We start from the raw sequence: 25,008 nt of genomic DNA, 5'->3' as shown, positions 1-25,008 counted from the left end.
CTCAGGCTTTTCTTTTGGCTGAAGTTTCCTTCCTCTGCCGCAAGGGAATAAATGGAGAAGAACGATAGGGAGGGAACGATATGAATCGAATTCATGCGTGCAAGAAAAACTCAAAAAACTGCGTTTCTACTTTTAATCAGGAAAAGCCCCTGCACATCCATCCAGCTTCATACTCCTCTACAGAAGGAGAAGCTATGTCAATTATGAAGGAGCTATTGCTATCCATGGACAGGGTGTCGATTGAAGAAGAGGATACGGTTTACATCCGCTGTATTTTCCAAACGAAATGGCTAAGGTTTAAGGACGATGTAGAAATTTGGTTTGATGCCGAAAACAAAAAGGTTCACATCAAATCCTCATCGAGAATGGGGTATTCAGACTTCGGTGTGAATCGGAAGAGAGCGGAGCGGATTTTACAGAGCTTTAAGGAAAAAGAAAAGCAGCACGTTTAACGTGCCGCTCTCTCTGTAATGATTATTTGTCTGTAAATAGATTCATAAACGCGTGAATGATTTCGTTTCCTTGATAAAACAGCAGAGTGGCAGCTGTTAAAGAAAATCCGGAAACCATGATTGCTCTTAACCAGAACATTCGGTTTGCCCCCTTTACATAGATTTTTGCCTATGCATGAATGCGCGCGAATGTTCGAAAGTAAGAAGACTGATAGAAGACAGCCATGAGAAAATACTGCAGCTGACTTTTCCTTTTTATTGAAAGGATCATTAAACTGGTCAGCAAAACAACTTGAGCAGCTAATAATGAATAAGAATGAACCGGATACGGAATAACCTTATCATGATCTGCCGCATGCAGGTCTGGCTCACTAATCTGAATGGATCCTTCTTCAATCATTTTATGTGAAGCTCCGTCACTATGTTGAAAGTGAACATTTGTCATGAGGAGTGCTGATAGGGTAAACATGAAAAGAATAACCGTATAACGAAACATGGCGTCCCATCACCTCCTAATATGGGTATTCTAGCATGATACAAGAGGGTTGGAAAGAAAAAAAATCTGGACAATGCTTATTCATTTGATATAATAAATCAGGTCATGTTAGGTTTTCTGACATGATAATACATATTGGAGGCTTTATATGGAATTTATCAACGGATTATTTTATGGGTATCTTGATTTACTGTGGAGTAAATTATTAATTTATATGCTCATCATATTAGGAATATTTTTTACCATTCGTACAAAGTTTGTTCAATTTCGCCATTTTGGAGAAATGATTAAACTGCTGGGTGATAAAAACATGACTTCAGGCGAAGGAGGCAAAGGAGTTTCTTCTTTGCAGGCATTCTTTATAAGTGCCGCTTCACGGGTAGGAACAGGGAACATTGCCGGTGTAGCTATTGCCATCGCATTAGGCGGTCCTGGAGCGGTTTTCTGGATGTGGCTTATAGCGCTAATTGGAATGGCAACTGCATTCGTTGAAAGCACGCTTGCTCAGGTTTATAAAGTGAAAGACGGGGATCAGTACCGCGGCGGTCCAGCCTACTACATGGAGAGGGCCCTTGGGCAGAGATGGATGGGCATTCTGTTTGCCATTTTGATCACACTATGTTTCGGACTTATCTTTAATGCCGTCCAAGCGAACACAATCTCTCTTGCATTCGAATCCGCATTTAATGTAAACAAATCGGTCATGGCCGGTGTTTTGGTTATCATCACAGCGTTTATCATTTTTGGGGGACTAAAGCGAATTGTGGCTGCTACTCAGCTGATCGTACCGGTTATGGCAGGACTGTATATTTTAGTCGCACTGTTCGTCGTAATCATAAACATTACACAGGTGCCTGCAGTCATCGGGCATATTTTCTCTTCTGCATTAGGCTTAGACTCTGCAGCAGGCGGAGCTATTGGTGCAGCAATGATGCAAGGAATTAAACGCGGATTGTTTTCCAACGAAGCGGGGATGGGGAGCGCACCTAATGCGGCAGCCACCGCACATGTATCTCATCCGGCAAAACAGGGCTTTATTCAATCCCTTGGTGTATTTTTTGATACGATAATGGTTTGCAGCGCAACAGCATTCATGATTCTTCTTTATGATTTGACACCAAATGCAGACTTGGAAGGCATTCAGCTTACACAAGCAGCATTGAGCCATCATATTGGAGGATGGGCGCAGATTTTCGTTGCAGTCAGTATTTTCTTATTTGCTTACAGCTCAATAATTGGGAATTATTATTACGGTGAAACGAATATTGAATTCATGAATACAAACAAGAACTGGCTTTTGGTTTACAGAATAGCTGTTCTTATTATGGTCGTTTTTGGATCCGTTTCAGGCTTCAAGATTGTTTGGGATCTTGCTGATGTATTTATGGGCACGATGGCAATCGTTAACCTGGTAGCCATTACTCTGCTCGCTGGAATTGCGGTAAAGGTGATGAATCATTATCTGAAACAGCGCAGAGAAGGAATCGAACCGGTATTTACAGAAAAGTCAGTGGCGGGCTTGAAAAACATTGAAGCATGGAATGAAAATCGACTGGATAAGTAAAGACTGAAGAGCGCTGTTATGATAAAACAGCGCTCTTTTAGTTTATCTTTCGCAAAAGAGTGGAAAAATGCTTTAGAATAAGCAGAAAGAGCGGGAAGAAAGAAGGTCACGGAATGTTTCAGATTTCAAATCTTGTATATAAAGACATACTGTCCATCAGCCATATGGAGATGGAAGAAGGAAAGGTAACAAGCATTATTGGAGAAAGCGGCGCGGGAAAATCTACTCTGCTGAAAATGCTGAATATTCTTCTATCACCCGACAGCGGGAGAATTCAATATAAGAACAGTGACTTTAGTGAGGTAAACGCCATAACCCATCGAAGGGAAGTGGTCATGCTTGCCCAGCAGCCTGTTATTTTTGAAGGATCGGTTGAGGACAATCTGCAGATTGGAAGAATCTTTTCTGAAAAAATGCCCGCTTCAACGGATGCACTTAAAAATGTCTTAGCGCTTGTAAAACTGGATAAGGAACTGGATCAATCCGCTGAAGATTTATCAGGCGGAGAGAAACAAAGGCTTGCGCTGGCTCGCGTGTATTTAATGGAACCTGAGTGCTTTCTGCTGGATGAGCCTACTTCCGCTTTGGATGAAGGCACCGAGGATGAAATAGTTCGGACGTTTCTAGAAGCCGTAAAAGGAAAGACAGTCATTATGGTCACCCATTCTAATGAAATTGCAGAGAAATACAGTGATGCCATCATCACATTAAAAAAGCAAAAAAGGGACAAGACAAATGAAGGATAACATGATAAATATCGACTTATGGAGACTCATTGCTGCGTACGGGTTTATTGTACTGCTTCTTGCCATTGTGAAGAGAAGAGGAATCAGACGAGAGTGGAAAATTATTATAGCCACTACAAGAATGTCTGTGCAGCTAATTTTAGTAGGCTACATCCTCACATACATATTTGAAAAACCAAATCCGTTTATATCCATTCTGATTGTTTTGATTATGGAAACCTTCGCTATTATTAATATCTACCGGCAAATCGATGAATACTTATCCAAAAAAATGAAATCCGTTATCGCCATTTCCATGTTTTCAGGATCCATTGCAAGCCTTCTGTTCTTCAATTTTGTCGTGGTTCACTTTGAACCATGGTATGAACCGCGTTACTTCATTCCGATAGCGGGAATGATCATCGGAAACTCCATGACTGGAATTACATTAGGGGTGAAGAACATGACAGAAGGCATGAGGAAACAAAAGAATTATGTAGAAGGAGCGCTGATGCTCGGAGCTAAGCCTGAGGATGCTTCGAAATCGATTGTCAATTCTGCATTTGATTCCGCTATTTTGCCCACATTGAACAACATGCTCGGAATGGGAATTGTCTTTCTACCAGGCATGATGACTGGACAAATTCTTGCAGGTGCAAGTCCTCTTGTTGCTATTGAGTACCAAATTGTTGTTTTGTTAAGCATTACGGGCAGTACGGCACTGTGCGTGATTCTTTTCATCCAGCTTGGGACAAAGCTGTTTTTTAACAAAAGAGCCCAGCTTGTTTACAAAGAGGACTAGAACCGACAGGGATTCCGTCATATTTCTTTTTCAGAATAGAAAAAAACTTGATAAAAGAGAAAAAAACCTTTAGAATATACTGTTGCTAAGATAAACTGACCTCGAGCATTTATATCTTGCAAATATAAATAGACAGGTGATAATATATGTCAACCAAACCATACAGAGTATTGCTGTATTACAACTATGTAACAATAGAAGACCCTGAAGAGTTCGCTGCAAGCCATTTGGCATTCTGCAAGGAGCTGGAGCTTAAAGGCCGTATTCTTGTAGCAAATGAGGGAATCAACGGAACGGTTTCCGGCTCATTCGAGCAAACGGAAGCCTATATGAATGCAATGAAAAACGATGCCCGTTTTGCGGATATGGTTTTTAAAATCGATGAAGCCGATCAGCATGCATTCAAAAAGATGCACGTTCGCCCGAGAAAGGAATTGGTGACGCTGCGTCTTGAGGATGATGTGAATCCTAAAGAAATTACCGGGAAGTATTACAGTCCTAAAGAGTTCCATGAGGCATTACAGCAGGAAGATACCATTGTTCTTGATGCACGGAACGATTATGAATATGATCTGGGACATTTTAGAGGCGCAATAAAGCCTGATATTCACGCTTTCCGTGAGCTTCCTGATTGGATTCGCGAAAATAAGGAGCTTCTGGAAGGCAAAAAAATCCTTACCTATTGCACAGGCGGAATTCGCTGTGAAAAGTTCTCCGGTTTCCTTTTGAAAGAAGGCTTTGAGGATGTTGCCCAGCTTCACGGAGGAATTGTCACATACGGCAAGGACGCTGAAGTTCAAGGCGACCTGTGGGATGGACAATGCTATGTTTTCGATGAACGCATCAGTGTTCCGGTTAACCGCAAAGAGCATGTCATCGTCGGCAAAGACTATTTTACAGGCGAACCATGTGAAAGATATACAAATTGTGCAAACCCAGTCTGCAACAAGCAAATATTAGCTTCCGTAGAAAATGAAGAAAAGCATTACCGCAGCTGCTCTGAGGAATGCCTTGTACACCCGCGTAACCTTTATGTAGAGGCACACAACCTGAGCGAAGACGATATTCGCCGTAAACTGGAAGAGCTTAAGCAAGAGAATACTATGCCAGTGATGAGCTGAATCAAATAAAAAAGCCTGCAGGAATTTTTAATATTTCTGCAGGCTTTTTCCTATAGTTTGCAGCAAATTTAGAAGTTTTCATATCTTACATGGCAAGAGAAGAGGAAGGAGAACGCTGATAAACGTCTTCCAACAATATATAATTATGTGTTTAAAATGATGAAAAAGCTCTGAGAATTACATGAAAAGATCAGCAATTGAAATGGCTGGCCTTTTTACCGGATTTACACTTTGGGATCCTAAACGGCTGTAGATCTGACAGCTGTGCTTAATTCCGGCACATGCAATTCAGAATCCTGGAGCATTAATAAGGAAAAAAGCGGGAACATTTATATATAGCAAACTGCAGGTTGAAAATTTCATATAGGGTTATATAGCTGGATACTAAAACGGAAATTTTTTAAATGGTGATATTGTCATTAAACTGGAAGATTTACTGAAGGGAATTTCCAGATTAAAGCGGCTCAGCGAGAAAATCTGTATGATCCTAATGGATGGCTGCAGGACATTTCAGACGATTAATAAGCAGATAAAAATTAAAGAATTAATCGAAGACAGATTTAATTATAAACAGATAGTAAAAAAAGATACTGATTGATATTGAACTGGATAAAAAATTGGGTTTGAAATTTCGTTTTGTCTCATTATCTTAAGTATACTTGGGTATTGAGACAAAAAATGAATTATTTATAGAACTGACTAGAAGATATATTATGTAAACTGATAAAGTTGAATAATGAGATCATAATTGCAGCCCTGTCTTCTATCTTCTCCGCTATACTTATTTCTTATTTAATCTTAGATCCTTTGCTTTATTCTGCAGCTAATTCTTACCTTGCAAAATAACCCTTATAGTTTGTTTTTCCATTGCCATAAAAATTTCCTCTTATAAAATGGTTTAAATATTTCTCAGGAACTTTGGGAAAAGTTGCTTCAACCGACTTTTTAGATGAAATACCAAATAACTGAATCAAACCATCCTTCATAATTTTGCTGTTCAAATTCAGCATAAACACGCCGGTTTGCTTGTTTTGGTATAAAACTTGATCTGATTGCATTTCCTTTTTAATCTGCTCCAGTATCGTTTTATCTTTTTGAGCAAAGCTGACTGTTTGCTGCGCACTTGCAATAAAGCCATCTGCGTAGAAAAATCCCAGTATGTAAGCCATGTTGTTAGACCATGTTTTAAAATAGTGTTCGTTCAACAGGTATTTTCTGTGCCAATGTCCGAAAGGCCTTAAAGTCACATTATGCTATCTGAAAATCAGCCGGACATAGCCTTGGGAAACGTTTGCTGCCTCTGCTATTTCTTTAGTACCCTTCCCTTCCTGATATAGTTTAATCATATCTTCAATTTCCATTGTTCTCTTTCTGCCATTTCTGCGCTTTTTCTCATTTCCCATCTACTATCATCCCCCAATAGTAAATACTTCTACCTCCTTATTATACGAACAAACGTTCTTATTTTCCATTATTTTGCTTTGAATTGAAGTTCTTGCTACTCCGATCTTCTTTTACAAGATAAAAACGAATATAAAAGGAAATTCCCCTTTATATCCGTTCTTATTTCGCGTTGCATTATTATTATTTTGGCTTAAAATCGCATAGAAATGGACTCGGTTCGCCAACACTGTACAGCTGCAAATCATGCATTGCCCTGGTGCATGCGGTATAAAACAGTCTCCGCAGGCTCTCATCCCCATATACGTCCGCTGAAGCGTTATAAATAATAACCGCGTCAAATTCGATTCCTTTTGCTAAATACGCCGGGATCACGATAACGCCTTGCTCATAGTCCATCGACCCGCTCTTCATAAGCTTAATTCCATCTATCCCGTTCAAAGACTCGTATGCAGCTGCACTTTCAGCGGCAGATTTGCAAATAACCGCTATAGTGCCGCGTTTTTGTTTCCGCAATTCTGCAATTTTGGAAGCTATGGAGCGATGTAAATCGGATGGATTGGATACTTGGGTCAATTCCGGTTTCCCGCCATCGCGTTCAAAAGGAGTAATTTCTTCGCCGTTCGGTACGAGTGTGCGTGTAAATTCGACGATTGGTTTCGTGGATCTGTAGCTGCGGGTTAAATTGATCGCAAAGGTTTCATCAGGGCCATATAAGCTGGTAAGCGTTTGAAAACCAGTCATTTCGTTTGCGTGAGTGAATATGGCTTGATTAAAATCACCTAGTACAGTCATTCTTGCTGAAGGAAATAATCGTTTAATAAACTCAAACTGAAATGGAGAATAATCCTGCGCCTCATCGACAATGACATGTTTAATTGAAATGTTCGTCTGAAAGCCTTGAATGAGCTCTTTCAATAGCAAATATGGAGTAGCATCCTCGTATAATAGTCTATTTTCATTCAGCATTCTCACTGTCAATTGGCAAATATCCGCCCATTCTTCTGGTGCCTCCCCATCCATCCATTGGTTGATCTTGCTCGGATCGGTAAAAAAATGTTTATAGATTTCCTTGATGTTAACGAAACGAAAAGCCTTAATCCGTTTTCGCAAAGGCTTTAACTTCTGACGGACAATTAAGCGGGCCAGCAATTTAGGCTCCATCTCATAATCATGAATAGACTCGCCTGTATAGCCCCGCTTTTTGGCTAAATAGGTATACGCCTTATGATACTCCTCGTTGCTAAGCAGTTCGATTTCCTCCTGAACCCATGGCTTCATCTGTTCATGATTCTCGGCTTCATCTATTTGCTTCATGAGCCAATCCTTCAATTTCTCAAGCCTGTTGTGAAAACGAAGCGTGGAGTCGCTTGTATAAAACCTTTCTTCGATTTGTTTTGCAGTAGTTAGCGGCTTCCCTCTGAAAATTATCTCTTTAAAAATCATTCCTGATGACTCGAGCGACTCCCTGTATAATTGAATGGCCTCATAAAAATGAGCAGCAGCCTTGAACCGGATTCCTGATATCCTCGTTTTGTACAACGGGTTATCCGCTGCAGTCAGAACGTATTCCAGCTGATCATATGGGTTTTCTATTTGAAATTCCCTTTCCAGACGGTAGTCCAAGTATTCCTGGAAGGTAGCCTGCTGCATATTCTCTTCCCCGAGCTCCGGCAATACATTCGATACGTAGCTATTAAACATCGAATTTGGTGAAAAAAGAATGATTTGATCGGCATTTAGCATTTCTCTATATTTATAAAGCAGGTACGCAATCCTCTGCAGAGCAGCTGATGTCTTACCGCTTCCTGCAGCGCCGTGTACGATAAGCATCCTCCCGCGATCATGCCGAATGATCCGGTTTTGCTCTTGTTGAATGGTAGCTACTATACTATGCATTTGTTTGTCAGTACCTTTACCGAGCACTTGCTGTAAAATTTCGTCACCAATTGTCAGACTTGTATCGAACATCGATTCAATCGTGCCGCCGCGAATGAGGTATTGCCACTTTTTCTCAAGTACTCCCTTTATGTCACCTCCAGGTGTAGCGTACGCGGCAGGTCCTGGCGCGCAATCGTAGTAGACACTTGAGATGGGTGCTCTCCAATCGTAAATAAGGAAATGTTCTCCGCTTGTATCCGTGAGTGTAGAAATGCCGATATAAATTCGTTCCGCAGGTGAAGTACCTTCTTCCATAAAATCAATCCGCCCGAAATATGGAATTTCCTTCATACGCTGCAGCGCAGATAACCTTTTAGATGCATGCTTGTGGGTGCTTTGGCTAACGGATAAAGCTTGAGCCTCTTGTCTCAAACCGATAATGGTCTCAAGATAATCGTCAAACGTATCAAGATTCACCTTAATTTCATCCCAAAAGTGCTTGCGGATATCCACTACTTCCTTCCGGCGCCTCGAAATTTCGCCCTCCAATCGATTCATTTGATCTGTTATGGTTTCCATTACACGGTTCACCCGTTCTTGCTCCTGGCGAATATCCATATTCATACCAAACACTCCTTTTCTAAAAATAGGGGTTGACTGGAAAGTGAATTATAATATATAATTATTATAGGGATAATTTACTCTAAAATAATTTTGATGATATATCCCTTTAAATCTACCATAGTTTCTCCTGTTTATCAATGTGTTTTCCCTATGCTCTCTATGATGAAAATATGTCTTTTGCAGGAAGCGCGCATATATGAAATAGCTTAATTACAGTAAAAAGCCTGATTTCTTAGGATTGACCTTAAGAACACAGGCTTTTTTTATGTTTTGCAGCGAAAACTGACACGTTCCTCATGGCATGGGGGTTAGTGAGTAACCTTCACTCCCATTAGGATCTTATAACAAAAATGAACGCCAAACCTATAATTATGTCTCCCGGCTTGGCGTTTTCCTTAATCCATATTTAAATTTTATAAAAAGCTGAGCTTGCATAGCTTGTTGCTTCTTAAATCAATTTCACACTCGTTTTTTGTACACTCTCATTGCAAAGAAATAGGCTGCCAGCAAAATTCCGGCGCACCATGCAAGGGCGACCCATATATCATTGCCCACCGGCTGATTAGAAAGCAGAGCACGAATCGCTTCCACGATTGAGGTGACAGGCTGGTTTTCGGCAAATGCGCGAACGATTGGCGGCATCGACTCAGTCGGCACAAACGCTGAGCTGATAAAAGGAAGGAAAATAATTGGGTAGGAAAAGGCGCTTGCACCATCGACTGATTTTGCGGACAGTCCGGCAATCGCTGCCACCCATGTTAATGCAAGGGTAAACAGCGCAAGGATGCCTGCTACTGCAAGCCATGAGAGGATTCCCGCTGGTGATCGAAATCCCATTATGAATGCAACAAGTATAATAACGAAAACCGAAAGAGCGTTGGATACAAGCGAGGTTAGTACATGCCCCCATAGGAGTGTGGAACGTGATATCGGCATCGTATGAAACCGCTCGAATATGCCCCGCTGGACATCGGTAAACAGGCGGAAAGCCGTGTAGGATATGCCGCTGGCAATAGCAATCAGTAAAATACCGGGCAGAAGGTAATTGACATAATTGTCCGAGCCGGTTTGAATGGCACCGCCAAACACATAAACGAAAAGCAATAATAACGCAATCGGCATGATGGTGACTGAAATAATGGTGTCCACGCTGCGGGAAATATGGCGCAAGGAGCGTCCTAGCATCACACCTAAATCACTGAAAAAATGTTTCTTTAGCCCCTCCATTTACACTTCCTCCTTTTTGCCGGTGATTGCGAGAAAGATTTCCTCTAATGTCGGCTGTTTTTCAACATACTCTACCTTTGCTGCCGGGAACCGTGCTTTTAACTCTGAGAGATTTCCACTGGCGATAATCCTTCCCTCGTGAAGGATGGCAATTCGGTTTGCAATCTGCTCTGCCTCCTCCAAATACTGCGTGGTTAGGAATACCGTCGTGCCGGCTTCGGCAAGCTCCTTGACAATCTTCCACACTTCGAGGCGCGCCTCAGGATCAAGTCCGGTCGTTGGTTCGTCGAGGAAAATGATTTCGGGATTTCCAATTAAGCTCAAGGCGATGTCAAGCCTGCGGCGCATCCCCCCCGAATAGGTTGAGACCCTGCGGTCGGCCGCGTCTGAGAGACTGAAGCGCTTAAGCAAGTCTTCCGAAATCTGGCGCGGATTTGTGAGGTAACGCAGCTTGGCAATCATGATCAGGTTTTCCCGTCCTGTTAAAATCTCGTCAACGGCGGCAAATTGACCAGTAAGACTGATCCCCTGCCGAACATTTTCGGGGTTTAGCGCAACATCAAATCCGTTTACTGTGGCGCTTCCGCTGTCATGTGTGAGCAGCGTAGTGAGGATTTTGACTACTGTTGTTTTACCTGCACCATTGGAGCCAAGCAGGGCGAAAATACTGCCCTTTTCCACCTCGAAATCTACGCCTTGCAAAACTTCAAGCTGTCTATAAGACTTTTTCAGTCCTCTTACTTGGATGGAATTGTTTTGCATATTTACCCCTCCTTATCTGACTGTAACCTTTGACAAATCAGCCTCTATCCCTTTGAGTGAAGCATAGGTCAACTTATCCATCATAGCGCCTTCAAAGCAGATGGTTTTAATGGCACGGTAATATTTCTTAGTCAATGTAAAACCCGGAAGAAAAGATACGTTCCTAAGTGTCGCTCCTTTAAACGAAACATCGTTTACCGCCGCCTTGCCAAAATTGACCCCGATAAACGTTTGCCCGTCAAAACTCAGACCCCGCAGATCCGATTGTTTGAAGTCCACCCCGTCAAAGATACAGTTTTCAAAGGTTGTTTTTCTCAGGTCGGTCATGGACAATATCACATCGGTCATGGTTACATCTTTGAATATTACTCCGTTAAGTCCAGATTTACTGATGTTTGTGCGTACAAGGATTGATCTTTTAAAACTTGAATCCCTAAGGTCCAGGGCGGAGAGGCTGCAGTCGGTCAGATTTGCGCCATCAAAATTTGCTTCACGAACATCGCTGCCTTTAAACGAGCTGCCGGTTAGATCTGCGCCAGAAAAATTTGAACCATGAAGCGCACTGCCGTTAAATTGCCCTTTATGAGCGGTAACGCCCGCAAAATCACTCTTTGACAGGTTACTCGCGCTAAAGTTTGTTACAACCTGCCTTTCTAGCGACCGGGTTAGGTTAGCTACATCCTGAACCGTTTCTTCAATATCGCCGATGCTGTCAATGGTAATCTGAAACGCTGTCTCATCGTCCTTGCCCTCGGCTTTAAGATCGCGGAACCGCTCCTGCAAATCAGAAAGCAGATCTTCCCTCAATTCAGTCACACTCTTTACCCCATCATACGGCGCGAAAACACCGTCCAAATAGTTGTTCAGTTTCTCATTCATCCCTTCAAGCCTCCTATAATAAGTTTTCAAGTACGCGTTTTGCATACTCCCAGTTGCTTTTGTTCCGGTCATAAGCCGCCTTGCCCTTCTCGGTAATTTTAAAATATTTCCGCCGTCCCCCCTGAGATTCATTGCCCCAATACCACTCGATATCACCGTCCGCCTCAAGGCGCCGGACGCTTGAATACATCGTAGCCTCTTTTAGTTCATACTCACCACCCGATCGCTCTGCAATCAGCTTGACGATCTCATAGCCGTAGCGGTCAGCTTCGTTCAAAAGCCGTAAAATCATCGTATCCGTATGTCCCCGCAGCAAGTCGGATGTGATTTTCTTTTCGCTCATACAATCACCTCCATATTTGCATGATATGCCACACTACTGTGATTGTCAAGGTAGTTTGTAAAATATATTACTTTATCAATTCACTCACTATTATTCTGATCCTTTTTCTGGACTTTCAGATAATTTCCTTTAGTAGGTAATCTTTTCTTCACATTACATCTGCTTTATACAAACAAAATAACAGCAGGCTTGAATATGCCTGCTGTTCCATTTAGAACAAAATTCATTCGCTTTTTAACAAAATCGAATCAATCTTCGTTAATTCTTCATCTGTAAAATCTAAATTCTCCAGTGCGGCCACATTTTCTTCAATTTGGCTAACCCTGCTTGCTCCAATTAAAGCAGAAGTCACTTTCCCGCCGCGAAGGACCCATGCCAAAGCCATCTGCGCAAGGCTTTGTCCGCGTTCAGCAGCAAGTGCATTCAGTTCTTTTACACTTTCAATCACGGTATCCGTTACTGCTTCTTCCCCTAACGCCCCGCTCGGTTTGGCAGCTCTTGAATCAGCCGGAATGCCTTCTAAATATTTCTTCGTCAGCAGTCCCTGTGCCAAAGGGCAAAATGCAATAGACCCGACTCCATTGTCATGCAGTACATCCTGAAGTCCGTCCTCAATCCAGCGGTTCAGCATGGAATAACTCGGCTGATGAATCAAGATGGGGGTTCCAAGTCTATTCATAATGTTTACTGCTTCGGCTGTTTCTTCTGCACTGTAGCTGGAGATGCCTGCATACAGCGCTTTTCCTTGCTTCACAATCGAATCAAGGGCACCCATCGTTTCCTCAAGCGGCGTGTTCGGATCCGGACGGTGGGAGTAAAAGATATCGACATAATCAAGGCCCATCCGTTTTAAGCTTTGATCAATGCTTGCTGTTAAATATTTCTTAGATCCCCATTCTCCATAAGGGCCAGGCCACATGTAGTATCCCGCTTTAGTTGAGATGATCATTTCATCCCGGTATGGGGCAAAGTCTGTTTTAAAAACGCTTCCAAACATCTCTTCAGCAGATCCAGCCGGGGGACCATAATTGTTGGCAAGGTCGAAATGGGTAATCCCTAAGTCAAATGCTCTTCTCAGCATCGCCCGGCCATTTTCAAATGGATCAACGCCTCCGAAATTATGCCACAGTCCAAGGGAAATGGCTGGCAGGAGCAGACCTGATTGGCCGCATCTGTTATATTTCATTTTTTCATAGCGGTTTTCCGCTGCTTGGTATACCACAAGTAACTCCTCCTTACATTTTATGTACGGTTTTTCGTCATAAGAGCGATAGCTTTCTGCAAAAAGGTGATTCTATGAATAAGTTTAACATTGCTTTAGTACAGTTTGAAAAAAATCTGTTCAAATTTTACTATTTTTATAAACCGCTTACAACGGAAAAGAAGATGAGAAAACACCGGTACTTGAAAAGCAGCCGGTGTTTTCCCCTCCAGTATGATTTGTGTATAAGCAATTAAAAGCGGCATTTCATTTAATTCGCTCCGCCAGCTCTACAATAATCCCCTCAGGTCCGCGACAGTAGCATAACTTATATCTATCTTCATAGTTTTGAATTTCTTTGATGAATTCCGTTCCTTTCTTTTTCAATCTGCCCACAACGGCTTCAATATCTTCCACAGCAAACGCAATGTGCAGGATACCCTGAGTATTTGCAAGAGGCGGCTGATTTGATGGTGTATTGTATTTGATTAGCTCTATCCATGCCTGACCGTCGGGCGTCCCCAGCCCTATACATCCTGCTTTAACGTCATGTAACCCCATCCACTCTCCATCCGATTTCCATTCCCCTTGCACTTCAAGACCTAAATCGAGAAAGAATTCCTTGGCAGCTGATAGATCATTGACGATTACTCCTACATGATCCATTCTATGAATCTTCATCTCCCATACCCCCTTTTCGCTCCTATTACCTAATAGTTTAATCTTTTCCTGAATTATAGCAGAAGTCCGTATCTTTAAGCTTTGAGTACCAATTCCCAAAAGAAATACACTGATGCTGAAACAAACGTGGCTCCAAGGGCGGAAGGTGGATTCTCCTCATTATAGCTCTGAAATTAGCCGTCTTACTCACTCAAAGGTCTCTTAATACCGGCCAATATGGATTTAGCCTATACAATGCTTGGCTCGCAAAAAAAATCAATCCCGCTAAGGATTGATTCTCATAATCGTTACTTCAATCGAACAGAAACAGGATGTATATCCAGTACTACATTGGTTACCGAATAATCGTCCTTTCCTCCATCTTTGTATCCCCAGAACCCGTCCGTAGTTTCTGTTTTACGGAAGACCAGTTCGACTCCTTTTCCTTGATGGAATGCATAGCTTTTTACTATATTCTCCCCGCTGTTATCCACCAGATTGTAGGACAGATAGTTCTTTAAAGTGCCGTGCGGAGTAAGGACTCCTGAATGGGGAGCGGCTTTGAAATCCCCGTATTCATAGCCTTTGGTTGAGTCTTTATGCGGGCTGATGGCAAATGTCTTTTGTTTCAAATCCACCGAATCCCCCTCTGCAAGCGCCGAGATGGCAATGTTCTTAAAATGGCCTTTTTTCTTCTCTGCTTTCGATAAATCAACGACTGTTAATCCAGCCCGTCCAACAACTTCCACTTTTTGTTCTTTATTATTGACCACCATAGCCGTATCTTCATCAATTCCATAGGAAAGCTGGCTTCGGTCCCCTTTGTCATACGCTGTTGCAATCAGTCTGCCAAGTCTCGATTTATTGTCAAAGTGCTGATCAATGATCCCATTTTGGAAAAAGCCGAGGCCTCTCTCCAAATATGCGGGACCTCCCTCCTGCTGTTCCATTCCGTTGTACGTATCAGTAAATCCTTTTGATAGGGTATCCAGGCTGCCTCCGCCTGCAAGCATGACGTCGCTCATGATCGCTGCCCCGGCACTCGTTCCGCCTAAAACAGCTCCCTTTTTATATATGTCCCATATAGCAGATAAGGCTTTGGATTCCGTCTGATCCGGATTGAATAACGCTTCTGTGATGGACGTTTGATCACCTCCGACAAACCAAATGGCATTGAGTTCTTTTATAGCTGCGGCTGTTTCATCACTGTTCCTGTTTTCCTCCCACTTGGATTCATCTTCTGCTGTTCCTTTAAAATCGTGGGAGGAAATAGGAAGGATCTTCATTTGATCTTCTTTGACCCCGTATTTGATTAAATCCTTTTTAAAGGCATTCGAAGAACTTAAGCTTCCGCTCGCAGCAGGAATAATCCCGATTTTCGCTTTTGAATTTCCTCCGGCAAGATCTAAGAACTTCTTATAAACGGCTTCATTGCTTGAACCGAGTGCACCTCCAGCTATAACGAGATTACCTGAAATATCTCCGCGGTTTACTTTGTCTGGAACCTTGAAATTTGATGGTTTATAGTTTTTAAAGGCCGTTTTATCTTTCTTAAACTTGACCGAAACCGGAACGGCATCAAGCTTTACATTGGTGATGGAATAATCATCTTTCTGACCGTCCTGGTAGCCCCAGTATCCATTTGTTGATGCTGTTTTACTGAAAGTTAAGGCGTAGCCTTTCCCTTTGCTGTCATACAAATAGCTTTTTACAGATTGAGTGGATGAATTATCCGTTAGAGAATAGGCCAGATACGGCTTTAATCTTCCATATGGCGTCAATAATCCTGTGGCATCCAAAGGTTTGAACTCATAGTATTCATAGCCTTTCGTCGCGTCTTTATCCGGATTGATGGTCATTTCCTTCGTTTGAAGATTAATTTGGTCTCCTGGTGATAGAAAGCTGACGGAAACATTTTTAACCGGATGAACTTTTTTGCTTGCAGGCTTTGCTTTGCTTGTGTCAATGACGGTTACGCCGCCTCGTCCCACAATCTCTGCTTTTTTCTCCCGGTTATGAACAATCAGGGCAGTATCTTCATCAATTCCATACGAGTTATACAGGTCCTTCCGTTTTTCGTATTTAACAGCGGCAGCCGCAAGCCGGCCAAGTCTTGCTCTTTCATCAAAGTGCTGATCGACGATTCCATATGGAAAAAATCCGAGTCCTCTTTCAATGTAAACTTTTTCATATTCTTTATTTTGAAGGGGCTCATCTTTCTCTGTAAATTCTCCCTTCAATCCTCCGAGGCTATCACCGCCCGTAATCATGACATCACTCATAATGGCCGCCCCGGCGCTTGTTCCTCCTATGACACCGCCTTTTTTATACATCGTCCAAATCGCATCAAGTACGCTTGAATTTTTCCCCTTCTTATCTGTTAATGTCTCGGTAATGCGAAGCTGATCGCCGCCAACAAACCAAATCGCTGTAAAGTTTTTGATTTGATCTGCCAGTTCTTTGTTATTCACATTGTTCTTCCATTTGAGTTCATCAAAATCCGTATCGCTGAAATCGTGATTGGACAGGGGAAGAACCTCAATGTTTTCTGACTTTACCCCATATTTCTCTAGGTCCGCTTTGAAGTCTTTCGAAGATTTCAGCTTCCCGCTTGCTGCTGGAACAATCCCGATTTTTGCCTGGTTTTCTCCGCCTGCCAGTTTAATAAATGATTGATAGACGGCTGCATTGCTGCTCCCTAGAGACCCGCCGGTAATAACAAGACTTCCTTTAATCGAATTGCTCACGATTTGACTTGCATTCGCTGCCGGAAAACTCATTGTTGATGCGAATAAACAGGCGGCAGCAAACAGGCTGAACCTTTTTTTCATGACACGTCCCCCTTATTCTTTAGTTTCCGTATAGTGAACCGCTCGAAGATGTTAAGACTCCGTTTTGAGAAGACAGCTTATAAGAATATCCATTGGAACTTGACCATGTCTGCAAATTAAACGTATTGCCCGGCCGCAGTTTGATGACGTTCACGTCCCTGATGGTTAAAGCATTTCCATAGCCGCTTGAAGGAGCAGAGGACGTTCTCGCTGCATAAACAGATTGCTTCGTTCCGCCTGGCTGTGCCACAACCTTTGCTGTACCGTCACTTTCTACTAGCAAAGCCGTTTGTTCATTAACCGCAATGCCTTTTGCCTGACTCGTCCATCCGTCTGATACATTTCTTGATAAAAATCCAATAAATCTTCCCATACGGTCTCTCTGTTCAAAGTGTGAATCAGTTATGGTGCTTGTTAAATAACGATTCGCCAGGAAATCACGTGTGAACGTCATGTAGCGGTTATTCGGATTGTTCAGTGCTTCATCTGAATAGACCGAACCGTTCTTAGCGTCATAGATAAACTCACCTTGGATAGCAAGTCCTGCACTTGTTCCGCCTATCGGAACATTTTTTTGGATAAGCTGATTGATCACGTCTTCCAGCGGAGTGTTCTTGATGAAATCCGTATAATTGAACTGATCTCCTCCTGCGAAAAATACCGCTTCCGCTTTGCTGACTTTATCTAAAACAAATGAATCGGAAGAAGCATAGCGGTTATTCAGAAGGATCGTTTCAACCGAATCCAGCTTGGCGTTATTGGTTTGGGCCAAATCGTATAAATACTGGTTATAGCCGTCTGTTCCAGAAGTCCGGATCACCACAAAGTCTCCACGATTGGCTTTCCTGGCCATCCATAGCATGGCTTCATCAACATCTGTACCGCCGCCCATCAGGTTAATTCCATACGAAGTGACAGCGGATACGTTGCCGGTGTTTCCATAGCTGTAATACGAATAGTCACCCGCTGCGGCCTGCGCAGATATCCCTTGCACAGATAAAGCTAGTAAGCATCCCGCTAAACACGACTTCACAAATTTGTTCATTTCTCCAGCTCCCCATCATTAAAATTTTACTTGCTCCTTTCACTTTCAATCTTAAAACATGCAAAAATCATGCCAAATTTTGGTCCGATTCCACTATTTAATTGTCGAGGAGCTCTAGAAGCCTGAAAAAAAGAGGGGAGAAAAAATTTAGTGTTTAAGATGTAAAAGAGTAAAATATCTAAAAATTCTAAAAATAGTAAATCCAGGGTTCTAATTGGTTCTTTTTTATCATCGGATTAAACCCAATTGTTTTTTTGGATGGCAAATGAGGAAGAATCTCTATAATTGTAAGCAAGAGCAAGATGTAAACGATTACTATTTCCGTTCTTTCAAAATTAAATTGACACCCCTCTTTGAATCCTGTATTTTGTTCAAGTATGTATTAATTTTTAGGAGGTTCATCTTGAACAATCAGAATGTGCAGCAAGTAAAAATTTCAACGGCCGATCCTTCGGCAATTGGTCTTTTTGGACTCGCTATGGTAACACTAGTCGCTTCATCACAAAAACTCGGGTTAACGGAAGGACTTTCCTTTATTATCCCTTGGGCAATATTCCTTGGAGGATTTGCTCAGTTGTTTGCCTGCGTTCAGGATGCAAAGCACAACAACACTTTCGGTTCAACGGCATTCGGAGCATTTGGCCTGTTTTGGCTCGGTGTTGCTGGTTCATGGCTTATGCAGCTTGGTGTTTTCGGGGAAGAACTGGCTGCCGGGGTTGATTCAAAGCAGCTTGGAATGGCTTTTATCGGGTATTTGATTTTTAGTTTATTCATGACGGTCGGGGCTATGGAAACCCACAAAGTGCTATTTACTATTTTCGTTCTTATTGATTTCTTATTTATTGGGTTATCTTTAAGCACTTTTGGAGTCATGCATGAAGCGACACATATGCTTGCTGCAGTTTCCGAAATGCTGATCGCACTTGTGTCCTTTTACGGATCCGCTGCTGCAGTATTAAACCCTCATTTTGGACGAGAGTTTCTGCCGGTCGGAAAACCGTTTGGCATTTTTAAAAAATAACGAAAAAACAGTCTCTCCGGTCCAGTGAGAGACTGTTTTTTTATTTAAATGCCCTTTTTTCGTCACAAGAACAAATGTTCTTATAATTCTTTGCTTCCTCGTTTTCCATTAATGGAGTAGCTAACAGAAAGATTTGCATTAAGGGAATGGGAAACGGAACAATATTTATCTTTAGATAACTGAATGGCATGAGCCACTTTTTCTTCCGGAAGCTCTCCTTCAAAGGCGTAATGGATGTGAAGGTCCGTAAATCTTTTCGGATGCTCATCAGCTCGTGTACCTTCAACGTCCATTTGAAAATTAACAGGCTCCAGACGCATTTTTTTCAAAATCAGGACGATATCAATTCCTGTACAGCCGGCTACTGCGTGGAGCAGCAGCTCTGTTGGCCTCGGCCCGCTGTTTACTCCGCCTGTTTCCTGTCCTGCATCCATCTTAATTTCATGTCCGGATGGCGATAGACCGCCAAACGCAAGGTTCCCGTCCCATGTTATGGTCGTTTTCATTCATTCAGCTCCCTTTTCCAATAGTATGGCTCTCTTTCTATATTTTAAAAAAGTCCGGACCATATCTTAATAGCCGCAGCGGTTATAAGGATGGCCAGGGCTGCTTGAAGATATTTAGCCGAAATCTTTTGGCCTGCTTTTACTCCAAGCGGTGCGGCAAGCAAACTTGCAATCACAAGTATGGAAGCCGGAAAGTAATCAATTTGTCCAGTGACCATTTTGCCTGCAGTGGTTCCGTCGGAAGAAATAAACGTTACGGCCAAAGAGGAAGCAATCGTAACCCGAATCGGTATTTTCAGCACAGACAGCATAATCGGCACAAGAAGAAAGGCTCCGCCAGCACCCACAATCCCGCTGCCAATCCCTGTAAGTATCGATAAACCAACAGCGATCCCCTTATGAAAATCCACTTCATCTACTTTCAAATCATTCCCCTCTTTTTTGGAAATAAACATCATTAAGGCTGCAATTAAAGCTAGGACGCCGTAAATCATATTGACTCCGTTTTCTGACATGTAAATAGATAAAAAGCTCCCCAATAAGCTTCCGGCAAGGATGCCGCTTCCCATATAAGCAATTAGCGGCTTATGCAAATAGCTGCCTTTTTTATAGGACCATACCGCTGCAATGGATGCAGCCATCACCTGTATGGCACTGACTCCCGATACCTCATGTGCCGTGAAGCCGTGAACTCCAATAAGTGGAGGGATGAGGAGAAGCATTGGATAATTAATAATAGATCCCCCAATTCCGAGCATTCCAGAAATAAAGGCTCCCGCCATTCCAATTAGAAAAATAACAAGGATAAATTCCATGTTTGGTTCCTCCCTAAGAAATGAGGAACCCTTTCAGGTCCCTCTCTTCTTTATCCTTTTTGAATCCAAAACTTTAGAACTTCTCCTTCAGCGGCTGTTTCCAATAATTCATGTCCGCCTGATGCAGTCCAGGCAGCGAGATCCGCTTTTGCCCCTTTATCGGTAGCGTGAACCTCTAAAATCTGACCCTTCTCTAAATCATTCATCGCTTTTTTTGTTTTCACGATCGGCATTGGACAAGCGAGCCCTTTTGCATCAAGCACTTTATGTGAATTCATGAAATTATCTCTCCTTTTTTTCTATCCATTATCTAACGGCACAGCGGTTCGGTCCCATTTCCATGTCCCGCTGCGTTTCTTCATCCGGGCTGATTCTACCCATGTTCATTTCGCGTATTTCCTGATAGGCGTTCGGCTGAGGAGGAAGGTTTTCTGTAACAAGTTCTCTGAACTCCTTCTCATCACGGATATTCAAACCATGATTTTTTTCCTTTAATGTTCCTAGCTTTTTTCCAACAGATCCATCTTTGTTTAATTCACTGATCTGCATAAAGTGGGCTGGCAGGACTAGCAGGTCTTCAGAAAGCTTTCCATACCGGGTATACAAAGACTCTCTTAAGTCGCTGACCCAATCCTCTGCAAGACCTGCCAAGTCCGGTCTGCCGATTGAATCGATAAAGAGGATATCACCCGATAATAGATACATGCCGTCAATAATAAAGGATGTGGAACCAATGGTATGGCCAGGTGTGTACATGGCCTCAATACTCATCTCCGTGCTGCCAATTTTGATTTTCATACCATCCTTAAGTGGGTGATACGAAAACGCAGCTTTCTCTGCATCCTTGGGAGGGAGCCAGTATGCCGCATTCGTTTTTTCAGCAATTTTCCTGCCGCCGGATATGTGATCTGCATGAAGATGAGTATCAAATACATGCTTGATTTCGGCACCTGCCTGCCTCGCAAACTCTGTGAAAACATCTGTCATCCTCGTTGCGTCAATAACAGCCGCCTCACCGTTTGACAGAATCATATAGGAGAGGCACCCTTTGCCGAGGCGTACAAATTGATAAATTTCTCCTACCCCCAGCAAGTCACCAGCTTTTACCGGTTCCAAGTGCTCGCTCCATGCCTTCATGCCTCCTTCCAGATAAAACACATCTCTTCCCGCATCAGCAAGCATATCTGCTACCATGACAGAGGATCCTTCTTTTGCACAAACGACAAGCACATCCTTATCTTTTGGCAGTTTTTCCAGAATTCCTTCAATGCCATCTAATAGATCAAAGTAAGGCACATTTAGGTACTCGAAGTTTTCACCTTCGATTTTCCAATCACTAAAATCGTTTTGATTTCGAACGTCTAAGATAAAAAGCGAATCTTTTCGGATTACTTTTTTCGCAACTTCTTTAGCTGTTAGTGGAATGTATGACATATATATAATACCCCCTACCGTATTTGTGAACAAAAATTTTTTTATAGCCCTGTTGTCTCCCCAGTCCACTTGCTCATGCCCGGGACGACATTATATACGTTTTGAAAACCTGCTGATTCGAGCTGCTGCGCGGCCAGATCACTCCTGCTGCCGGTTCGGCAAACAACATAAATGGCTGCTTTATGGTCAAGTTCACTTACCCGTTCTTTTAATTCCCCCAGGGGTATAGATACCGCATTGGGTATGTGGCTGAATGCAAATTCTGCTTCCTCCCTGACATCCAAAACGACCGCATCGGAATTTGGATTGAGTTTAAGCAGAAGTTCCTCGTTATGGATCGTTCTGGAGAATCGATTTTTCGCTTCCTCATCAGCGGACTTCCTGAGAAAATGCTTTAATACATCTCTGTTTGCTACCGTACCGATATATTGATGGCCTGCGCTCTCTGCCCATGCCTTCAAATCTGCTTTGGACCCTTTATCTGTTGCCTGTACTTCCAGTACTTGTCCTGACAAAAGACTAGCCATCGCCTTTTTCGTTTTAACAATCGGCATTGGGCACGCAAGCCCTTTTGCATCCAATACCACATCTGATTTAATCGAATTCATTTTCATACCTCCTCTATTTAAATAAAAAGATTTACATGTCCATTTTCTGCATCCCCAAGGTAGGCAGCGACACCGGCATACTCAATATTTTCAAGCAGTTCTCCCTGCTGAAGTCCGAGCAAATCCATCGTCATGGTGCATGCAATCAGTTTAATATTCTGTTCCTGTGCCATGTCAATCAGCTGAGGAAGGGTCATGGCATGATGCTTCTTTATGACATGCTTGATCATTTTAGGTCCAATGCCTGCAAAGTTCATCTTTGAAATCCCCATCTTGTCAGCACCGCGGGGCATCATTTTAGCAAACATCTTTTCAAAAACGCCTTTCTTGCCGTGGTAAGGTTCATCTTTCCTTAATGCATTCAGCCCCCAGAATGTATGAAAGATGGTAACCTCATGATCATAGACGGCTGCTCCATTTGCAATAATGTAAGCAGCCATTGCCTTATCGTAATCACCGCTGAAAAGGATAATGGTTGTTTTTTTTCGTTCAGACATATTATTGCCTCCTTTTTTAATTACCCCTATAGGTATATAAAAACTCAAAAAAAAGATATTGATTAATAAAAAATATACCTGTAGGGGTATATTTTTTGCAAAAAAATAAACAGGTAAGGTACCCCTGTGGGTATAACAATACAAAATTGCTTTTGTTTTGTCAACCTCAAAGTCTTTACCTGCTTTTAACTAATAATTCTACAGCCTGTTTCACTAAATGGTCCGTTGATTCACCTTTCGCGATGTTTTCCCTGACGCATTCCTCCAGATTTTGACTGACGATTACTCCCATTGTCCGGTCAATTGCGTTCCTCGCAGCTGACAGCTGAGTGACGATTTCCCGGCAGTCTTTCCCCTGTTCCATCATGCCAATGACCCCTTTGAGCTGTCCCTCAATTCTTTTCAGACGGTTTAATGTATTTTTATCATATTCCATTAATTTCTCCTCCTTGTTTCTCCTCATTTGAAGGAAATGAAGTAAGCATATATTATACCTGCTTGGGTATTATGTCAAATAAAGAGGAAACCCATAAAATTGTCATGTTTTGCATAATTCCCCTTCTTTTTCTGCAAGCTAAACGGAGCAGCAGCCTTTAGAAGGAGATTATATGGAAACCCAATCACAGCAAAATTCCGCTCATGCAAATCATCAAATTCGAACGATTGCCGATTTGCTGGATAGCTGCAGAAAGTCCTCTGATTTCGTTTCAGAGGAGATTAACGGCACTTCATTCAGCATCCACTACTATCAATCCATTACGAATAAAAAAACCCTGCATCAACTCATTTTGCCAATCGTTCAGAATTCTAATCATAACCATTCTTTGTATAAGCTGAAGTCAAACCTTCCGATTGATGATTCAAAAATTACGGATAATCCTGATGAAGCTGAAGAATTCCTTGTACGAGGTCACGTGTTGATTCTTCCAGGAAAAGAGTCATCCGAAGCGCTTTTGACAGCTGCTCCATTAATTGAAAAAAGACCGATTGGCCAGCCCGAAGTAGAATACAGTGTGGTCGGACCTAAAGAAGCTTTTGTGGAAGCGATTGACTCGAACCTGAATTTGATTCGCAAAAGAATGCCCACAAGGAAGCTAATCATTCAGGAAACAAAGGTCGGCACAATTTCTAAAACACGTGTTGCGGTTGTTTATTTGGAGGATGCTGCAAATCCCGCCAATGCAGAAACCATCCTTACCCATATAAAGAATATACAATTTGATCAAATAGCAGATAGCTCGTTTATTTTACAGCTTATATCCAACAACAGCACGTCACCATTTCCGCAAATGATGGATACTGAAAGACCAGACCGGGTATCAAGCGAGGTGGCAGAGGGGAAAATCGCCGTATTCGTTGATGGCTCGCCTCATGCCCTGTTAAGCCCTACCACCTTAATCGAATTTTTTTCTGCTTTTGAAGATTATTTTCTTCCATGGCCAGTAGCTTCCGTATTTCGGCTCATCCGGCTTTTTGCCGTGTTTTTTTCAGTTGTTTCCACTTCCTTGTATGTCGCGGTTTTAACCTATCACTACGAAATGATTCCATCCAATCTGCTTGATCCGCTCATTGCTTCAAGAAGCGGAATTCCTTTTCCTCCGATTATAGAGGCCATTATTTTAGAACTGACCATTGAGCTTTTGCGTGAAGCAGGAGCCAGGCTTCCGCAAAAAATCGGACAGACCATCGGGATCGTCGGCGGTATCGTGATTGGAACGGCAGCAGTCGAAGCGGGGCTGACGAGTAATGTCCTGCTTATTATTGTAGCACTGGCCGCATTAGCTTCCTTTACCACTCCGATCTATCAAATGGGAAATACGATCCGCCTTATTCGTTTCCCGTTTATTGTTTGCGGACAGCTGTGGGGAATTTTCGGGGTTTTCGTATGCTTTGGATTTTTTATCAGCCACATTCTCAGTCTTTCCTCTTTTGGCAGGCCCTATATTGCCCCTGTTTATCCCGCCAGATGGCGCGATTTAAAGGATTCCCTTTTCAGGCTGCCGTTTCGGATGCAGGGAAAGAAGCCGCAGCAAATGCGGTCACCAAATCCATTCAGGTTTGAGCCGCCGCCAAAGCGAAGAAAGCCTGATATAGAAGAAACATAAAGGAGGGA

Annotated in this window: 26 protein-coding genes; 7 read left to right on the top strand and 19 right to left on the bottom strand. The window is 42.5% G+C overall.

The window, feature by feature from the left end:
• Positions 1-80 precede the first annotated feature (80 nt).
• Positions 81-452 (top strand): DUF1499 domain-containing protein, encoded by a 372-nt coding sequence (locus AS29_RS18090; RefSeq protein WP_051860816.1) that lies wholly within the window; start codon positions 81-83, stop codon positions 450-452.
• 169 nt (positions 453-621) lie between these two features.
• Here AS29_RS18090 and AS29_RS18085 read toward each other — a convergent pair whose 3' ends face one another.
• Positions 622-948: a hypothetical protein gene (locus tag AS29_RS18085; RefSeq protein ID WP_035411565.1), complete on the bottom strand. Its 327-nt coding sequence runs from the start codon at positions 946-948 to the stop codon at positions 622-624.
• Between the two features lie 148 nt (positions 949-1,096).
• Between AS29_RS18085 and AS29_RS18080 the strand changes: the two genes are divergently transcribed.
• The 4 genes from AS29_RS18080 to trhO all read left to right on the top strand — a co-directional run bounded on the left by AS29_RS18080 (position 1,097) and on the right by trhO (position 5,160).
• Complete coding sequence (locus AS29_RS18080) at positions 1,097-2,512, top strand: alanine/glycine:cation symporter family protein (RefSeq protein ID WP_035411562.1); 1,416 nt, start codon at positions 1,097-1,099, stop codon at positions 2,510-2,512.
• A 113-nt stretch (positions 2,513-2,625) separates the two neighbouring features.
• The gene (locus AS29_RS18075) at positions 2,626-3,258 is read left to right on the top strand and encodes an ABC transporter ATP-binding protein (RefSeq protein WP_035411558.1); all 633 of its coding nucleotides are present in this window, start codon (positions 2,626-2,628) and stop codon (positions 3,256-3,258) included.
• Positions 3,248-4,039, top strand: a complete 792-nt coding sequence (locus AS29_RS18070; RefSeq protein WP_035411556.1) for an ABC transporter permease — start codon at positions 3,248-3,250, stop codon at positions 4,037-4,039. Before AS29_RS18075 ends, AS29_RS18070 begins: the two co-directional genes overlap by 11 nt.
• Before the next feature lie 146 nt (positions 4,040-4,185).
• Positions 4,186-5,160, top strand: coding sequence for an oxygen-dependent tRNA uridine(34) hydroxylase TrhO (gene trhO, locus AS29_RS18065; protein WP_035411553.1), 975 nt, complete (start codon positions 4,186-4,188; stop codon positions 5,158-5,160).
• 830 nt (positions 5,161-5,990) lie between these two features.
• Here the strand turns inward: trhO and AS29_RS21145 are convergent.
• The 11 genes from AS29_RS21145 to AS29_RS18015 all read right to left on the bottom strand — a co-directional run bounded on the left by AS29_RS21145 (position 5,991) and on the right by AS29_RS18015 (position 18,014).
• Entirely contained in the window at positions 5,991-6,329 is a 339-nt protein-coding gene (locus AS29_RS21145; protein WP_051860815.1) for an LAGLIDADG family homing endonuclease, read from the bottom strand.
• Between the two features lie 84 nt (positions 6,330-6,413).
• Positions 6,414-6,563, bottom strand: a complete 150-nt coding sequence (locus AS29_RS21850) for a hypothetical protein (protein WP_231889983.1) — start codon at positions 6,561-6,563, stop codon at positions 6,414-6,416.
• Between the two features lie 181 nt (positions 6,564-6,744).
• On the bottom strand, positions 6,745-9,066 hold the full coding sequence (gene helD / locus AS29_RS18055; protein ID WP_035411550.1) for an RNA polymerase recycling motor HelD: 2,322 nt from the start codon (positions 9,064-9,066) through the stop codon (positions 6,745-6,747).
• Between the two features lie 459 nt (positions 9,067-9,525).
• Complete coding sequence (locus AS29_RS18050) at positions 9,526-10,293, bottom strand: ABC transporter permease (protein ID WP_035411547.1); 768 nt, start codon at positions 10,291-10,293, stop codon at positions 9,526-9,528.
• Complete coding sequence (locus AS29_RS18045) at positions 10,294-11,055, bottom strand: ABC transporter ATP-binding protein (protein WP_035411544.1); 762 nt, start codon at positions 11,053-11,055, stop codon at positions 10,294-10,296.
• A gap of 12 nt (positions 11,056-11,067) precedes the next feature.
• A complete protein-coding gene (locus AS29_RS18040; RefSeq protein ID WP_035411542.1) occupies positions 11,068-11,934 on the bottom strand; it encodes a pentapeptide repeat-containing protein in 867 nt (288 codons plus the stop codon).
• 13 nt (positions 11,935-11,947) lie between these two features.
• Positions 11,948-12,277 (bottom strand): PadR family transcriptional regulator, encoded by a 330-nt coding sequence (locus AS29_RS18035; protein WP_035411539.1) that lies wholly within the window; start codon positions 12,275-12,277, stop codon positions 11,948-11,950.
• Positions 12,278-12,500: 223 nt separating this feature from the next.
• Complete coding sequence (mgrA, locus tag AS29_RS18030) at positions 12,501-13,499, bottom strand: L-glyceraldehyde 3-phosphate reductase (protein ID WP_035411536.1); 999 nt, start codon at positions 13,497-13,499, stop codon at positions 12,501-12,503.
• 246 nt (positions 13,500-13,745) lie between these two features.
• The gene (locus tag AS29_RS18025; protein ID WP_035411533.1) at positions 13,746-14,159 is read right to left on the bottom strand and encodes a VOC family protein; all 414 of its coding nucleotides are present in this window, start codon (positions 14,157-14,159) and stop codon (positions 13,746-13,748) included.
• A 287-nt stretch (positions 14,160-14,446) separates the two neighbouring features.
• On the bottom strand, positions 14,447-16,969 hold the full coding sequence (locus tag AS29_RS18020) for a cyanophycinase (protein WP_035411530.1): 2,523 nt from the start codon (positions 16,967-16,969) through the stop codon (positions 14,447-14,449).
• Between the two features lie 19 nt (positions 16,970-16,988).
• Positions 16,989-18,014: a cyanophycinase gene (locus AS29_RS18015; protein ID WP_035411526.1), complete on the bottom strand. Its 1,026-nt coding sequence runs from the start codon at positions 18,012-18,014 to the stop codon at positions 16,989-16,991.
• 403 nt (positions 18,015-18,417) lie between these two features.
• On the opposite strand from AS29_RS18015, the gene AS29_RS18010 reads away from it, so the two are divergent.
• Complete coding sequence (locus tag AS29_RS18010; protein ID WP_035411523.1) at positions 18,418-19,035, top strand: acetate uptake transporter; 618 nt, start codon at positions 18,418-18,420, stop codon at positions 19,033-19,035.
• 80 nt (positions 19,036-19,115) lie between these two features.
• Here the strand turns inward: AS29_RS18010 and AS29_RS18005 are convergent, their stop codons facing one another.
• The 7 genes from AS29_RS18005 to AS29_RS17975 form a co-directional block, all read right to left on the bottom strand.
• The gene (locus tag AS29_RS18005; protein WP_035411520.1) at positions 19,116-19,541 is read right to left on the bottom strand and encodes an OsmC family protein; all 426 of its coding nucleotides are present in this window, start codon (positions 19,539-19,541) and stop codon (positions 19,116-19,118) included.
• Positions 19,542-19,585: 44 nt separating this feature from the next.
• The gene (locus AS29_RS18000) at positions 19,586-20,356 is read right to left on the bottom strand and encodes a sulfite exporter TauE/SafE family protein (protein ID WP_035411517.1); all 771 of its coding nucleotides are present in this window, start codon (positions 20,354-20,356) and stop codon (positions 19,586-19,588) included.
• A 50-nt stretch (positions 20,357-20,406) separates the two neighbouring features.
• Positions 20,407-20,634 (bottom strand): sulfurtransferase TusA family protein, encoded by a 228-nt coding sequence (locus tag AS29_RS17995; RefSeq protein WP_035411514.1) that lies wholly within the window; start codon positions 20,632-20,634, stop codon positions 20,407-20,409.
• Positions 20,635-20,662: 28 nt separating this feature from the next.
• Positions 20,663-21,790 (bottom strand): MBL fold metallo-hydrolase, encoded by a 1,128-nt coding sequence (locus AS29_RS17990; protein WP_035411511.1) that lies wholly within the window; start codon positions 21,788-21,790, stop codon positions 20,663-20,665.
• 41 nt (positions 21,791-21,831) lie between these two features.
• The gene (locus AS29_RS17985) at positions 21,832-22,398 is read right to left on the bottom strand and encodes a sulfurtransferase TusA family protein (protein ID WP_035411508.1); all 567 of its coding nucleotides are present in this window, start codon (positions 22,396-22,398) and stop codon (positions 21,832-21,834) included.
• A gap of 17 nt (positions 22,399-22,415) precedes the next feature.
• Positions 22,416-22,895: a DsrE/DsrF/DrsH-like family protein gene (locus tag AS29_RS17980; RefSeq protein ID WP_035411505.1), complete on the bottom strand. Its 480-nt coding sequence runs from the start codon at positions 22,893-22,895 to the stop codon at positions 22,416-22,418.
• A 175-nt stretch (positions 22,896-23,070) separates the two neighbouring features.
• On the bottom strand, positions 23,071-23,331 hold the full coding sequence (locus tag AS29_RS17975) for a metal-sensitive transcriptional regulator (protein WP_035411502.1): 261 nt from the start codon (positions 23,329-23,331) through the stop codon (positions 23,071-23,073).
• Positions 23,332-23,503: 172 nt separating this feature from the next.
• Here AS29_RS17975 and AS29_RS17970 point away from each other — a divergent pair, with 172 nt between their 5' ends.
• Positions 23,504-25,000 carry a spore germination protein gene (locus AS29_RS17970; RefSeq protein WP_082883910.1) on the top strand — a complete coding sequence of 499 codons (1,497 nt, stop codon included), beginning with the start codon at positions 23,504-23,506 and terminating at the stop codon, positions 24,998-25,000.
• The last annotated feature ends 8 nt before the right edge of the window (positions 25,001-25,008 follow it).

This window comes from Bacillus sp. SJS (assembly GCF_000732485.2).
Classification (GTDB): Bacteria; Bacillota; Bacilli; order Bacillales; family Bacillaceae; genus Metabacillus_B; species Metabacillus_B sediminis.
This window is presented reverse-complemented; position numbering and strand designations above follow the sequence as displayed.

What these genes read in the sequence shown, in the direction of transcription:
- AS29_RS18090 (WP_051860816.1), top strand. Translation starts at nt 81, where the DNA reads ATGAATCGAATTCATGCGTGCAAGAAAAACTCAAAAAACTGCGTTTCT.
- AS29_RS18085 (WP_035411565.1), bottom strand. Translation starts at nt 948, where the DNA reads ATGTTTCGTTATACGGTTATTCTTTTCATGTTTACCCTATCAGCACTC.
- AS29_RS18080 (WP_035411562.1), top strand. Translation starts at nt 1,097, where the DNA reads ATGGAATTTATCAACGGATTATTTTATGGGTATCTTGATTTACTGTGG.
- AS29_RS18075 (WP_035411558.1), top strand. Translation starts at nt 2,626, where the DNA reads ATGTTTCAGATTTCAAATCTTGTATATAAAGACATACTGTCCATCAGC.
- AS29_RS18070 (WP_035411556.1), top strand. Translation starts at nt 3,248, where the DNA reads ATGAAGGATAACATGATAAATATCGACTTATGGAGACTCATTGCTGCG.
- trhO (WP_035411553.1), top strand. Translation starts at nt 4,186, where the DNA reads ATGTCAACCAAACCATACAGAGTATTGCTGTATTACAACTATGTAACA.
- AS29_RS21145 (WP_051860815.1), bottom strand. Translation starts at nt 6,329, where the DNA reads ATGGCTTACATACTGGGATTTTTCTACGCAGATGGCTTTATTGCAAGT.
- AS29_RS21850 (WP_231889983.1), bottom strand. Translation starts at nt 6,563, where the DNA reads ATGGGAAATGAGAAAAAGCGCAGAAATGGCAGAAAGAGAACAATGGAA.
- helD (WP_035411550.1), bottom strand. Translation starts at nt 9,066, where the DNA reads ATGAATATGGATATTCGCCAGGAGCAAGAACGGGTGAACCGTGTAATG.
- AS29_RS18050 (WP_035411547.1), bottom strand. Translation starts at nt 10,293, where the DNA reads ATGGAGGGGCTAAAGAAACATTTTTTCAGTGATTTAGGTGTGATGCTA.
- AS29_RS18045 (WP_035411544.1), bottom strand. Translation starts at nt 11,055, where the DNA reads ATGCAAAACAATTCCATCCAAGTAAGAGGACTGAAAAAGTCTTATAGA.
- AS29_RS18040 (WP_035411542.1), bottom strand. Translation starts at nt 11,934, where the DNA reads ATGAATGAGAAACTGAACAACTATTTGGACGGTGTTTTCGCGCCGTAT.
- AS29_RS18035 (WP_035411539.1), bottom strand. Translation starts at nt 12,277, where the DNA reads ATGAGCGAAAAGAAAATCACATCCGACTTGCTGCGGGGACATACGGAT.
- AS29_RS18025 (WP_035411533.1), bottom strand. Translation starts at nt 14,159, where the DNA reads ATGAAGATTCATAGAATGGATCATGTAGGAGTAATCGTCAATGATCTA.
- AS29_RS18020 (WP_035411530.1), bottom strand. Translation starts at nt 16,969, where the DNA reads ATGAAAAAAAGGTTCAGCCTGTTTGCTGCCGCCTGTTTATTCGCATCA.
- AS29_RS18015 (WP_035411526.1), bottom strand. Translation starts at nt 18,014, where the DNA reads ATGAACAAATTTGTGAAGTCGTGTTTAGCGGGATGCTTACTAGCTTTA.
- AS29_RS18005 (WP_035411520.1), bottom strand. Translation starts at nt 19,541, where the DNA reads ATGAAAACGACCATAACATGGGACGGGAACCTTGCGTTTGGCGGTCTA.
- AS29_RS18000 (WP_035411517.1), bottom strand. Translation starts at nt 20,356, where the DNA reads ATGGAATTTATCCTTGTTATTTTTCTAATTGGAATGGCGGGAGCCTTT.
- AS29_RS17995 (WP_035411514.1), bottom strand. Translation starts at nt 20,634, where the DNA reads ATGAATTCACATAAAGTGCTTGATGCAAAAGGGCTCGCTTGTCCAATG.
- AS29_RS17990 (WP_035411511.1), bottom strand. Translation starts at nt 21,790, where the DNA reads ATGTCATACATTCCACTAACAGCTAAAGAAGTTGCGAAAAAAGTAATC.
- AS29_RS17985 (WP_035411508.1), bottom strand. Translation starts at nt 22,398, where the DNA reads ATGAATTCGATTAAATCAGATGTGGTATTGGATGCAAAAGGGCTTGCG.
- AS29_RS17980 (WP_035411505.1), bottom strand. Translation starts at nt 22,895, where the DNA reads ATGTCTGAACGAAAAAAAACAACCATTATCCTTTTCAGCGGTGATTAC.
- AS29_RS17975 (WP_035411502.1), bottom strand. Translation starts at nt 23,331, where the DNA reads ATGGAATATGATAAAAATACATTAAACCGTCTGAAAAGAATTGAGGGA.
- AS29_RS17970 (WP_082883910.1), top strand. Translation starts at nt 23,504, where the DNA reads ATGGAAACCCAATCACAGCAAAATTCCGCTCATGCAAATCATCAAATT.